Origin of the sequence: Mesorhizobium sp. M0598 (assembly GCF_040320865.1) — a bacterium.
GTDB lineage: Bacteria > Pseudomonadota > Alphaproteobacteria > Rhizobiales > Rhizobiaceae > Mesorhizobium.
Map to the genome: position 1 here is coordinate 1 of NZ_JAMYQL010000039.1, position 11921 is coordinate 11921.

Annotated in this window: 8 protein-coding genes and 4 pseudogenes; 4 read left to right on the forward strand and 8 right to left on the reverse strand. The window is 60.5% G+C overall.

The window, feature by feature from the left end:
* Positions 1-16 precede the first annotated feature (16 nt).
* On the forward strand, positions 17-2467 hold the full coding sequence (locus NKI59_RS29990; protein WP_352708249.1) for a shikimate kinase: 2451 nt from the start codon (positions 17-19) through the stop codon (positions 2465-2467).
* A gap of 216 nt (positions 2468-2683) precedes the next feature.
* Here NKI59_RS29990 and NKI59_RS29995 read toward each other — a convergent pair whose 3' ends face one another.
* From NKI59_RS29995 to NKI59_RS30010, 4 genes and pseudogenes are all read right to left on the reverse strand, one after another.
* The gene (locus NKI59_RS29995; RefSeq protein WP_352708290.1) at positions 2684-3352 is read right to left on the reverse strand and encodes a recombinase zinc ribbon domain-containing protein; all 669 of its coding nucleotides are present in this window, start codon (positions 3350-3352) and stop codon (positions 2684-2686) included.
* A 45-nt stretch (positions 3353-3397) separates the two neighbouring features.
* Positions 3398-3949 (reverse strand): annotated as a pseudogene (locus NKI59_RS30000) (recombinase family protein); the annotation flags it as partial.
* Complete coding sequence (locus NKI59_RS30005) at positions 3907-4254, reverse strand: hypothetical protein (RefSeq protein WP_352708251.1); 348 nt, start codon at positions 4252-4254, stop codon at positions 3907-3909. The pseudogene NKI59_RS30000 and the gene NKI59_RS30005, both read right to left, overlap by 43 nt.
* A complete protein-coding gene (locus tag NKI59_RS30010; RefSeq protein ID WP_352708253.1) occupies positions 4244-4441 on the reverse strand; it encodes a hypothetical protein in 198 nt (65 codons plus the stop codon). Before NKI59_RS30010 ends, NKI59_RS30005 begins: the two co-directional genes overlap by 11 nt.
* A gap of 582 nt (positions 4442-5023) precedes the next feature.
* Between NKI59_RS30010 and NKI59_RS30015 the strand changes: the two are divergent.
* Together NKI59_RS30015 and xopAG are read left to right on the forward strand one after the other, a co-directional pair.
* Positions 5024-6054: pseudogene (locus tag NKI59_RS30015) on the forward strand (IS110 family RNA-guided transposase).
* Between the two features lie 310 nt (positions 6055-6364).
* Entirely contained in the window at positions 6365-8053 is a 1689-nt protein-coding gene (gene xopAG / locus NKI59_RS30020; protein ID WP_352708254.1) for a XopAG/AvrGf1 family type III secretion system effector, read from the forward strand.
* Positions 8054-8060: 7 nt separating this feature from the next.
* Here xopAG and NKI59_RS30025 read toward each other — a convergent pair whose 3' ends face one another.
* Together NKI59_RS30025 and NKI59_RS30030 are read right to left on the reverse strand one after the other, a co-directional pair.
* Entirely contained in the window at positions 8061-8342 is a 282-nt protein-coding gene (locus NKI59_RS30025) for a hypothetical protein (RefSeq protein ID WP_352708256.1), read from the reverse strand.
* A 32-nt stretch (positions 8343-8374) separates the two neighbouring features.
* Positions 8375-8497: pseudogene (locus tag NKI59_RS30030) on the reverse strand (DUF4158 domain-containing protein); the annotation flags it as partial.
* Positions 8498-8708: 211 nt separating this feature from the next.
* On the opposite strand from NKI59_RS30030, the pseudogene NKI59_RS30035 reads away from it, so the two are divergent.
* Positions 8709-9140 (forward strand): annotated as a pseudogene (locus tag NKI59_RS30035) (IS110 family transposase); the annotation flags it as partial.
* A 52-nt stretch (positions 9141-9192) separates the two neighbouring features.
* Here NKI59_RS30035 and NKI59_RS30040 read toward each other — a convergent pair.
* Positions 9193-9897 carry an IS6 family transposase gene (locus tag NKI59_RS30040; protein ID WP_352708257.1) on the reverse strand — a complete coding sequence of 235 codons (705 nt, stop codon included), beginning with the start codon at positions 9895-9897 and terminating at the stop codon, positions 9193-9195.
* Positions 9898-10151: 254 nt separating this feature from the next.
* On the reverse strand, positions 10152-11855 hold the full coding sequence (gene virD4, locus NKI59_RS30045; RefSeq protein WP_352708259.1) for a type IV secretion system ATPase VirD4: 1704 nt from the start codon (positions 11853-11855) through the stop codon (positions 10152-10154).
* Positions 11856-11921 lie beyond the last annotated feature (66 nt).

The window sequence follows — 11921 nt, forward strand, 5'->3', positions numbered from 1 at the left end:
TCGCCTTTACGAGCATGTGCGCCAGTTCGACGCGCAGCTGCAGGCGCGCGGCATTGCCTCGATGAAGCCGCCGAAGTCGCACACGCCGGCCATTGAGAACGGCGGCTACCAGTTCAGCCGGTCCAAGCAGATCCTGTCGGCCACCGGGCTGGTGCTGGAGACCTACAGCTGCCTGCAGCGCAACGTGCTGGCGCAGCCGCTGGAGGCGCAACGCTGGTTTGCCGAGCGTGCCATCTTCGGCACCTACGAGGGCATTCATCATGAGCTCAAGGCCGACATCCGCGCACTGTTGCAGGAAGATCGGCCGGATGGCCAGACCCTCCATGAGCTCATCGCCAGGGCGGGGGAAGACAGCAAGGCCGCCAGGCATCCGGTGGCCTGCGAACTGGCCGCGTTGCTAGTGGCCGAGCTCCAGGACTGGAACCTGCAGCTCAATAGCGAGCCGGCTCATGAGCAGTCGGACGTCAAGCAGCAGTTGGCGCGATCCGTGGCCTCAACCGGCGCGAAGCCTGCCGTCAGCGCCGACGCCGGTGTGCTCTTCCCGGAACTCAGCGAATCCTATCCGGCAACCGCTGACGCCAGGAAGCGCATCGACTTCCTGCTCAACCACTACAAGCCGCGCATCGATCCGCGGCCCGACGGCTACAACCCGGACGATCTGCGTGAAAGCGCCATCAATCTGTTGAGCGTCGGCATCAAGGTCGGCACGGACGCCTACAAGTCCGATACCGGTGCGCGGATGTTCATGCAAAAAACCACCGGATTGCAGCGGCTCTTGGAGCAGAGGCCGGGCTTCAAGTCGGCGCCCTATGTCAAGGCGCAGGCGGCAAAGCTCCACCAGGGCCGGTTCGACGTCGATGGCAGCCTGGCGGATCTGAAGGACAACCCCACGCTGGCGGCCTCGGTCATGGAGGCCTCGATCAGACTCGCCGTCGAAAAGCGCATCCTGCCCAGCGCCTTAGCAATCTCGGCCGACGACGACCCCGCCAGCAGGATAACGCTGAGCAGCGAACAGGCCCTGGAGCGCGCCAGGCTCGAAGCCGCCCGCGCCGAAGCGCAAGAAAGCGCGATTACCGAAACTGTGCTCGCGGTTGCCGAGCTTTTGCGGCAGGACGGCATCGAGGTGAAGGTGCCGCATCTTGACCAACGGTCGCGCGGGCAGGTCTGGATAGCCGACGAGTTGACCGGCCAGAGCGTGAGCGCGGCGCCGGAGGCCCAACTGGTCACCAATGCCGTGCGCCATGTCTTCGAGATCCCGGACGAGGCTTTTACGCGCGCCTTCAGGAAGGCGGCACTGGCCTTCGAGGAGCGGGACTGCAGCGAGGTCGAGACCACCAACTGGTTCATTAGGATGGACACGCCGCGGTTACGCGGCGTTCACACGGCGTTCAGAACCGCGCAGAACTATCGCTTCGAGGTCGAGTTCCATACGCCGGCCAGTTACCGGGCCGAGCTCGCGCAGCGCGCGCAGAGCGAATGCGACCTGGTCCCCATTCCCGGTGGTGCCTGGGAGATATTACACTGGGGCTTGTCAGGAGAAAGCAGGTCGAGGGCGGCAGGGACCTCCAGGTCGCCCACCGTCGCAAGACAACAGATTGCGGGCGCTCGCTCGCCGCAAGCCGGCGAGATCCTCGCGGCCCTCGGCACGCGGCCGGTCGTGCTCGTCGGCATGCCGGCGAGCGGCAAGTCGACCATCGGCGCCCAGCTTGCCAAGGAGTTGGGGGTGGAGTTTGTCGACACCGATAAGCGTATCGTCGCCGAGCACGGCAATCTGATGGAGATGTTCGCCGACCCTGGCCGCGGCGAGGCGCACTTCAGGGACCTGGAGACCAAAGAGCTCGCCAAGCAGCTGGAGAGAGGGCCCATCGTCATCGCAACCGGCGGCGGCTGCTTTGGCAAGGAGTCCAATCAAGCCCTGATCCTTAATAAGGCGAGGTCGATCTGGCTCGACACCGAGCTGAAAGAGCTCCGCAGGCGCCTCAAGAGGGACACCAGCCGGCCGCTGCTGCAAGGCGCCGACATCGAGCAGAAGGTTGACCAGCTGTACGAAGAGCGCAGTCCGTTCTACCAAAAGGCCGATATCACGTTGCCCCTGGTCCCGCCCTTTCAAAAAGACAAGAAGAACGCCCGCACTTGCGTGAAGGAACTCTACGCTTTCCTGTGCAGCGACAGAGGGGCCGCTCTGCCCGCTGCCGAGATATCACATGTCTCCGGTGCTTCCGGCACCGCCATCAGCATGTCCCCAACAGCGCAGCGCATGCACGATGATCATCACAACGGCTACGATTGCGGGGGCGGCGTCGTGGAAACCATCCAGGCGCCGGCGGCTCCATTGAGTGAAGGGGAGCGGCCGCCGCCCCTCGACACCCACACCGCCGACCCGCAGCCTTTGCTGGCCGGCAGTAACGCACGAGCGGATTTAGCGTCTTCCACGAGAAGCAGAGAACGCTCAAGTCGAGGACGATAAGCTTTAGGCGGCAACAATCAAGGGTTCTTTCGCAGGTTTGGTGCAGGGTGCGGGTTCGCGCCGAATGCTAATAAAAGTGGGAATCGCATGCATAAGGTCGTGAGAAGCCTGATGGCCGAGTTGATCCGGCCTGGATGACACAGGAGGATTCGCCGCACAAAGACGAACCGCCGGTGCCGGGTCGCGAGCCAACTCCTGGTGATAGACCGAGAAGGATCAGCAGCACGATCTCGGATGCTGCATCGTCGATATCGGCGACCACCTCATGGATGACGGTCCGCACGATGCGCTTCTTGAGCCTTGCGTCTGTCGTCGGCGCCGCCCACACAGCGTTGAGATCGGCGACGAGCGCGGTGAGGTCCATTGCCGACAGGGATGATGGTTCCGGCGTCGCGGCATCATGCGCGGCAACCCTGCTCTCGATGTCGCCGACGCGAGTGAGCGCCCGGTTCCATCGCAACTCCAGTTCGGCCGCGACCAACCGGTTCTCGGGATCGGCCATGTCATATTGCCGGAATGCCCGATCGGCAGCGTAACGCGCCGCTTCAAGGTCACGGTCGAGAGCATCACGAACCTGGTCGCGGCGACTGGCAGCTTGCGCTTCGGCCTCGGCGGCGGCCGCGATGGCACCGGGCTCGACAACCCGCAGAAGAGCTTCCTCGTGGCGTCATCGACACGCAATCCGCCGAATGCGATACAGCGGGGTTCGGCATTGTCCATCCAGCCGCGGCTGCAGCTGTAGCGTGGAATATGATGCTTCGTTCCGGAGTAGCGGAGCGTCAACTTGCGTCCGCAGCGCCGGCAACGGATCAGCCCGGCGATGAGCGCACTGCCGTGTTTGGGCGCGCCATGATGCCGGCTCGTGGGTACGTTGTCGCTCACCATGTTGCGGATCGCTTCCGCCCTTTCCCAGCTGACGTAGCCTTCGTGTGTGCCCGGGATTAGCGCCAGCCACTCGTCGCGCGCCTTGCGGCGAGCGCCTGACCGAACGGCGGACGTGCCAAATCCCAGCGCGACACGAGTCTTACCATAGGCGTAGGCGCCGCCGTAGATCGGGTTCTCGATCATCCGGTGGATGGTCGCATAGTTTGGTCTGCGCCAGACCACATCGCCATTGTTACGTTTGGCGGGCAAATCCAGCCCATGCTCGAGGAACCAAAGCAGCGCCTGCCGGGCACTGCCGAGTTCGGCGACTTTGTCGAAGATGAGCGTGATGGCCTCCTGCACGCGCCGGTCGGGATCCTTCTCCAGCTTGTCGCCGACCGTCACGAAGCCGACCGGGGCAGCGACGACGAGTTCGCCGCGCCGCGCCTTCTCGTAGCGGGCCGAGAGAGAACGCTGTCGCAGAAGATCGAGCTCATATTCGTTGAGGCTGCCCTTCAATCCCAACAGCAGCCGGTCATTGCCCTGACGCGGCGCATAGATCGCCTCCTGGTCGATCAGCACGGTATCGACGACGCGGCACATCTCGATGAGCTGTTGCCAATCACGGCTGTTGCGGGCGAAGCGCGATACCTCCCGCGCGGCAACCGCCCCGACCTTGCCGAGGCAGACTTCGGCACCATCCGGTCAAAGCCGGCGCGCGCGACGCCGCCGGCTGCGGAGCGACCAAGATCATCATCGACCGTCTCGATGTGAGACCAGCCGAGCGCCGTCAGGCGCTCGCGCATTGCATATTGCAGGGCACTGCTTTCGCGATTGTGCAGAACCTGATGGGGCGAGGACTGCCGCACATACAGGATCGCCTTGCGCTCCAGATGGTGCGGCCTGATCTTCTCATGCATCATGATCCGCCTCCTCCCGTTGCACGGCGCACTCGCCGTCGACGTGGTCGAGGATCAGGCGCACCATCAGCTTTGTCAGCGTCAGGCGCGTCTCTTCCGGCAGCGCCTGCCATGGTGGCATCTGTGCGGTCTCCGGATGCTGCGGGTTGGAGAACAGATCGAACTGATGTGTCGTGGACTGGCGCGGCATGGACCTCTCCCCGATTCGCGTCGTGAGAAGCCGATGTTGCGCCCGAATCTTGCGATTGCGATGAGGTGCCGGGAATCGCCGCAGCGTCCCGAAGCAATGTCGCCAAGTCGGCCAGAGCGGCAACCTCGACATGGGGAACGGCTGCGATGCGCCAGCCCGCCCTTGCCGCCCGATCAAACATCCAAGCTGGAAGCTCCAGCCACCGATCGAAAGCCCGGCCGGAGAGGCTTCAGCGGAATACGTCCCAAGCCGCCTTCTCGATCACCTCATGAACGTGAACACAACGCCCAGTCCAGGGATGCCATGGATAAAAAAGCTCGCGTTCCTCGGTCCTGTGGGCGGTGTGTTGTCGTGTTGTACAATCGGGGACGCCCGCATTCCAGCCTTGACGGCAGAGCGCCAGATGAGGCCTACTTCACCCCGCTGCCGCTTCTCGAGGCGGCCTAACCAGAGGCAGTATTCCACCTATAAATCGGGAATTCCTGTCTAGACAAACCGAGCCACCTCTGAATGGCCAATGGTATGGACCCCGCCCTCCCTGCGAGGTGGAATCTCGAGCATCTACTGCAATGAGAGGATGTCATGCAGGTTGTTCGAATAGGTTTGGATCTGGCGAAATACGTCTTCGATGTTTACGGTGTCGACTGCCACGGTAAGGTTGTCCTGCGTAAGACGCTGCGCCGCGATGCGGTCGCCCGCTTCTTCGCCAATCTGCCGCAATGCGTGGTCGGCATGGAGGCTTCGAACGGGGCGCACTATTGGGCAAGGGTACTTTCCGATCTCGGCCATGAGGTTCGCTTGATCAGCCCGCAGTTTGTGACCCCATACGTGAAATCCAACAAGAATGACCGCAACGATGCTGAAGCCATCTGCGAAGCAGTTAGCCGGCCCTCAATGCGCTTTGTGCCGCCAAAGTCGATCGATCAGCTGGCGATCCAGGCCGTTCATCGCGTTCGTCGACGGCTGGTCGCCGATCGGGTCAGGCGTGTCAATCAGGCCCGTGGTCTCCTATCCGAGCATGGGATAGTCATCGCCCGCGACATCACGCAATTGCGGCGGGGCCTTGCCGTCATCGTCGGGAATGACAATGACGGTCTCAGCGACATGGTTCGGGCGCTCATGAGGGAATTGCAAGCGGAGCTGGTCGAACACGATCGGCGCATCGCAACCTATGACCGGCGGATACGGGAAATCTTCCGCTCCAACGACCAGTGTCAGCAACTTGGCAAGATCGAAGGTATCGATCCGCTAACGGCAACTGCCTTGATCGCCGCTGTAGGTGATCGAACTTGCTTCAAGAACGGTGTCAGTTCGCAGCTTGGCTCGGCCTGGTGCCGAAACAACGTTCCAGCGGCGGGCGAGTCCGTCTACTCGGCATTAGCAAACGTGGTGATCGTTATCTACGCACATTGATGATTCATGGCGCTCGAGCTGCGTTCGGCAAGGCAGCCGGCAAGCAGGATCCAAGGAGCCTCTGGCTCGGAAAGCTGCGGGCACGGCGGCATCCCCACGTTGCGGCCGTCGCGCTCGCCAACAAGAATGCTCGGATTGTGTGGGCCATGCTTAAGGGCGAGACTGTTTACGAGCCCATGCCGCCCGTGAAAGCGGCCTGAGACGGCCAGCAGACGAAGGCATAATAGAAGGAGGTCTCACCCGGCAATTGCAGCAGAATGGCAGGAGATGGCGAAACGGTCATTCCGTCGCTTTCCGAACCTGGTGTGTGGACCGGCTTGGCTTCGGCCAATGTCTGGGGGCCGATGAGGTGGAAGCGCGCGAAAATCCATCGGGGCTCGCGGCGACGATATATCAAGCCGCATCAAGAAGCCGGATATACGTCAGCAGTTGTGACCGTCGATCCTGATTCAGCCAAACCGTTGCAATCGGGCGGGGTCCATATACGCTCCACACATGAGGACCAGTAAGATGCGAATTGGAAGTAGGCATTTTAAGGGCTTTTCGACACCAAGGATCGTTGACAGATTGGGAGAGACACTGAGGACAAAAACTGCGCGCGATGTAGCGGTTAACTCACCTACTGCGGGTCGTTCCCTGAGCACCGCAATACCAGGTGGCGGGAAGCCTGCGCAATCAAAGAATGGGCTTGCAGAACAACGAGGCGAAAGTGCAACGAATAGCAGAACGCAAGAGTCAAGCCTTTCCGCGCGTGCGTTGAAGTACGCCTTGTTCCTAGCGGTTGGTGGCTACGCCTACGATAAGATCGTCAATGACTTTCCCCTCTCCACCACATCACTGCATGACGGCAAAAAAGGATTCACCTCGAGTGAGCGGCTCAGGAGGGCTCAGGGCAGGGCACGAGAATTTCACACGCGGTATCATGCGGCCGCCGCTGAAACTCAGCGTCTAAACAGGCCGCCGCTAAATCCGATTCGTACCTGCGGCGATAGACAGTTTGTCACCATAATTGACTACCGGGCAGCGACGCGTGTTCACATTGCGCGGCGGGTGGACTCCGCTGAGGCGCGCCGGTCGCTCGCCCTGAATCTGAATTGCATGAGGGGCCTTCTCGTGAAGGACGACTGCGTGGCAAGGTATAGGCCGCCTCAGGTCCCGAAAGATTTCGACCTAACGAAAAGCCCGATCTATGATGAGAAGAACAAGTATGCGCTGACGGGAGTTTTCAACGAGCAGACCGGCGCCTACGGCTACACGTCAAGGTCGATTACTCACCCCTTCGTTAACAAAGGCCTGCAGCACTTCAGGAATACTCTCCGAAGCGAGAAGGGCTTATCGTTCAAGGGATGCGTCGAGATGCTCGAACCGCTCCTGGCCGATAAGACCTTCGGCCTTAGCGAAGAGGCGCAGTTTGCGGCCGGTCAGACCATCCTAAACTTCAGACAGGTATATGCTGCTGAGGCGCACTGGGGACATGCCGAAAACGTTGTGATGAAGACCCTGATCGAGCATGGTTTGCTCTCTAAGGAGGAAACCGAAAAGCTCGATGCGACGCTAATGTTCGAGGATCCTCAGAAGAATAAGCTGAAGCGCAATTCCAGTTTGGTGGGGCCGTGGCTGCACAACCTAGACATCCGGCTCCAGGAAATGCGATCCGGCGATGATCCCGAGTTTGTTGAGGATCTGAACCACCGGGAAATCGCAGACATGAAGAACCTGCCGATCGCTCATGTAAAACTGAATGAGAAAGGAGACGGATTCGAAGATTGTTCTGGACTTGGTGACTCATTCACATGCGCAAACGCCGTCGCCTGCATTAACCACGCGCGTCTGATGAGTGGTCAGCGGCGGTTGTCGAAGAAAGAGGTCATTGTGATCGTAGCCTGCCTCAACGCCGTATACGACGACACGAGTTCGATTCGGCATACACTCCACGAGGTGGCGCGTGGCTGTTTTGTGGGCGCTGGATATACGGTTGAGGATGCGGACGCGTTCTATCGTGAAGTCTGCCAAAAAGCGGCGAAAGAGTATTATGGCGGCAGGAATCTATCCGACCTGTTGCAAGGCAATCCGCCTGATGCAAGCCCTGCAGAAGAAAGCGGCCTTGGGGACAACCGCGACCTGCAAGGATCGCGTGACCGTGACATAGCACGGTATACAGAGCGCACGCGTGGCCGGTCTCAAGGATTGGGCCTATGACCCCGGCTCAAAGATTTATTCGGGAGTCCGCTTGGTTGGACGTGCTCGAGCAAAAAAATACGCTCGAGAGAAGACAGCCTCGCACAGCTTCGTCGGGTTGCTCCGGCCCGGACAAGCTGCGATACGCCTGTCGTCGCGCCGCCGCCCGGGCCGGCATCGCCAGACGTGTCAACAGTCCCGGCACGGGAAAAAGCAGTTCCCTGTCCTTCAGGGCTCCGGTCACGGCCTTGGCGATCGGCCCGCCTTGTTCGGTCGCGGCTGCCTCGCGTGGCGCCGTGGTGATCAGCATGCGACACTCGCTCGTCCGAACGGGATGGACATTCAGTGCACGACAATCTCCCGCGCATATTCTCGACGGGTTTCCTCCCGCTGGGCATAGAGCGCGAACACCGCAGCGTCGATACCCAGTTGATCGGCGACAAGGGAGACGACCGCCTCAGGCGGAACTTCCCCCCGTACGCCACGGCCGACCTAGATCACGGACCAGAGCGAGCTGGATAGTAACCGCCCGATTGGCACCGCCTCCCAGACAGCGCCTTGATGGCCTAAGACACGTCCTAAGGAATCGTTAGCGACGGGTCTAGATGGGGTAACGGGCTCTCGCGCCGGCGACCGAGGGGTTTTGGTCGAGGCGGGCGTCCCTCACAATGATGGTGTGAACGGCGTCCATGATGTGTCATTGGAATGCTCCAGTGTTTGCGTTGTTGATGGGCAGGGCAAGATTGAGAGGGAAGCGAAGGTGGCGAGCGAACCGGAGGCGCTGATCGCCTGGTTTGCAGCGCTCGAAGTACCGCTTGCGCGGATTGGGCTGGAGGCGGGCCCGCTGTCGCAGTGGCTGTTTGCTGCGTTGCAGGCGTCGGGCCTGGCGGTGGAGCTTCTCGAGACGCGCCATGTGCACGACGCCTTCAAGGCGATGCCGGTAAAGACGGATCGCAAGGACGCGCGCGGCATTGCCCAACTCATGCGGCTTGGCTGGTTCCGGCCCGTGCACTGCAAGTCTCTGCCGGCACAGGAGGTTCGCGCCCTGCTGACGACGCGCAAGCTGCTGCAGTCGAAGCGGCACGATGTCGAGATGAGCATCCGCGGCGGGCTTGTCACGTTGTGTGACACTGGTCGGAGGAATGCGGCTGCGGCAGAATTTAGGCGAGCGAACCAGCCACGGCCTTCCATTCGGCCATGGCATTGAGGCGGTGGAGGTGGATCTGAAATGCGGATCGCTTAGATTTGGGCGGAACAAAGAGATTTCTGAGGGTTGAGAAGATCGAGATGAAGCGCTGAAGGCCTCCCGGCGATCGAAAGCCCTGCATCACCCGCTCTCGTTTTCGCAGCGGCACATGGGAATTCTCGGCCCGGTTGTTCAAGCCTTTATGGGAACGGTGTTCGAAGTTCGGCATGATCTGGCGCTTTGCCGCTCCATAAGAACGTAGCTGGTCGGTGATCATCCGTTTTGGCGCCAGCCCCTGTTTCTTCAACAGCCGTGTCAGCGATCGCTTGGCAGCCTTTGTGTTGCGGCGGTTCTGAACGATCTCGTCGAGCACATATCCGTCCTGATCGACAGCCCGCCACAGCCAGTGCTTGCGGCCGGCGATGATGACGAGGACTTCATCTAGGTGCCAGATATCATCGCGGCGCGCCTGCTTGCGTCGCAGTCGGCGGGCGTAGTCTGGCCCAAACTTCTTTGCCCAGCGGCGGATCGTCTCGTAGGAGACAACGATCCCAAGCTCCAGCAGCAATTCTTCGACCAGGCGCAGGCTCAATGGAAACCGGAAATAGAGCCAGACCGCGTGCGCGATAATCTGGGGCGGGAAACGATGGCGCTTGTAGCTGACGGCAGGCGTGTTCATGCCATCGCGTCTATGCCGCAAGTCCCGACACTTGGTTTATGTGACAACCCCCTATAGCCTCATGTACCACCCCTATGTGGGACTCCTCTTCCAAGGCTGCTGCGTCTGCCTTGTGTTCGAGCCGGTGCTCTTCCGAATAGTGGTCGGCGACGTCGTAGTATTTCTCGTCCTGACCGACATCGACGTCATCCGTAGCGAAATGGTTCGCTTTGCCCACTCCGAAAGCATGATCGGCCGCACCGCCAGTCGCCTGCCTAGTCCCGCTCCCGCGCGGGTGTTGGGGGGGACTTAGCGGGCGTTCCGCAGTGTCCGATCGGCTCCGGCAAAGGGCCGGTCTGGCTCTCGAAGATGCGGCTCAGGGTGCAGTCTGAGTAATATTTCACTTTACGAATGAGCAGCGGCGGCTGGCCCTTTATGAGAACGATCTCGCTGTCCTCATCGATAAGGCGGACCTGTTCCGGTCGTAGCAGGTTGGCTCCCTGTTCCGAGAGCTGGATGTTGGCGTCGAACATACGGCTCTGGCTGAAGGACTTCGACTTGGCCCGGAAGGTATAGTTGCCGATTGACTTTGAAATGTAGGTCGGCGTCTCGTCGTCGGTCGTTGCCATGAAGACCTGCACGCCGGTGTTGCTGAGGAAATTTTCCTTGCCCGACTGTTCATAGGCACCCGTCAAGGCCGACAGGCTCTGGATGATGAACATGAACCGGCCCTTGTAGCCGGCAATGGTGGTGACGGCCGTCTCGACTGTCTCCAGCTTGCCGAGATGCTTGAACTCGTCAAGCAGAAATAGGACCTCGAATATCTCATCCTTGGTTGGCATGGTCCGCTGCATTACCGACACGACCTGTTGGAAGAACAGGCGAACTAGCGGCGCTATCACCTCAAGGTCATTCGGATTTATGCAAAGATAGATCGTCGTCGGGTCGCGGCGCAGATCATAAATAGAGAAGTCGGATGTCGTGGTCGCTGCCTTGATCAGCGGGTCCGCCCAAAGGTTGAGGCCGCCGTCGCTCAGCACAGAAGTGTACGATGTAAGAATCTTAGTGTCGTTACCGGCCATGTTGTCGAAGATGCGCCGCGCCTCTGGGCTCTGGCACTCCTCTGCCAGTTGAGCGAAAAGCTTGTACTTTTCTCCCGGCAGCGTGAACAGGTCATAAACCGCGCCGATCGAAGGCGTGCCGCGCTCGATGCAAGCCAGAATGCCGGCGACGAAAAGATCGCGTGCGCCGTCGATAAAGCCTTCCGACCCCTTGCCCTTGGGCGCGATCAGGTTGTGAGCAAGACGCCGTGCTTCGCTGAATTGCCGCTCCGGCGGCATCGAGACGATGTCGAGGACTGGATTGTAGCTGTGTGTGCGGCCGGCCCGGTCCATCGGAGCGAACTTGAAGATTCGGTCGCCACGGGCTTGTCGCGCGCGAGAGGTTAGTTCGAACAACTCTCCCTTGACGTCGAGCGCCAGCACCGAGCCGTTAAAGGTCAGCAGTGTGGGAATAACAACACCGACGCCCTTCCCGGCGCGAGTCGGCGCCACCACCAGGCTATGTGGTTGATCACCATTGCTTAGATATTGCCCGGGCAAGCACGGACGTATTGTCTTACCAAAGATCGGTCCAGAAATCCTTTGGTAGGGCATGATATAACCGGCCTTTTTCATCTCGCCGAAGCGGGCCCAGCGGGCTGTGCCATGGTGCTGTGGCTTGAGCACGATGATAGCCAGAATGAACAAAGTGACGGCGACGGTGAAGCCGGTGATCATTAGTCCATGATAGAAGACTGGCCTCACATCGCCGTTGTAGAAGGGCGTTTCGTACCAGAAAGCAAGGATGTCGAAGCCCTGGATAGCTTGGGTCGTGACGCCATGTTGGAAATTGGCATAGGCGCTCGCTAGGAACAGTCCCGCGACCAGCGAGAACGCCCCACCGAGCAGAACGGTATCCCTCTTCTGGCGTGAGTCCACGGCTCGATTATCCCCGTCCCGTACAGGCTACAGCCCGCGCGTCGGGGCCCGCTCTCTTGGCTGCAT

Bases quoted from the DNA above. Each gene is read 5' to 3' on its own strand.
- xopAG (WP_352708254.1), top strand. From the start codon at position 6,365: ATGCGAATTGGAAGTAGGCATTTTAAGGGCTTTTCGACACCAAGGATC.
- NKI59_RS29995 (WP_352708290.1), bottom strand. From the start codon at position 3,352: ATGGTGAGCGACAACGTACCCACGAGCCGGCATCATGGCGCGCCCAAA.
- NKI59_RS30005 (WP_352708251.1), bottom strand. From the start codon at position 4,254: ATGATGCATGAGAAGATCAGGCCGCACCATCTGGAGCGCAAGGCGATC.
- NKI59_RS30040 (WP_352708257.1), bottom strand. From the start codon at position 9,897: ATGAACACGCCTGCCGTCAGCTACAAGCGCCATCGTTTCCCGCCCCAG.
- NKI59_RS30010 (WP_352708253.1), bottom strand. From the start codon at position 4,441: ATGCCGCGCCAGTCCACGACACATCAGTTCGATCTGTTCTCCAACCCG.
- NKI59_RS30025 (WP_352708256.1), bottom strand. From the start codon at position 8,342: ATGCTGATCACCACGGCGCCACGCGAGGCAGCCGCGACCGAACAAGGC.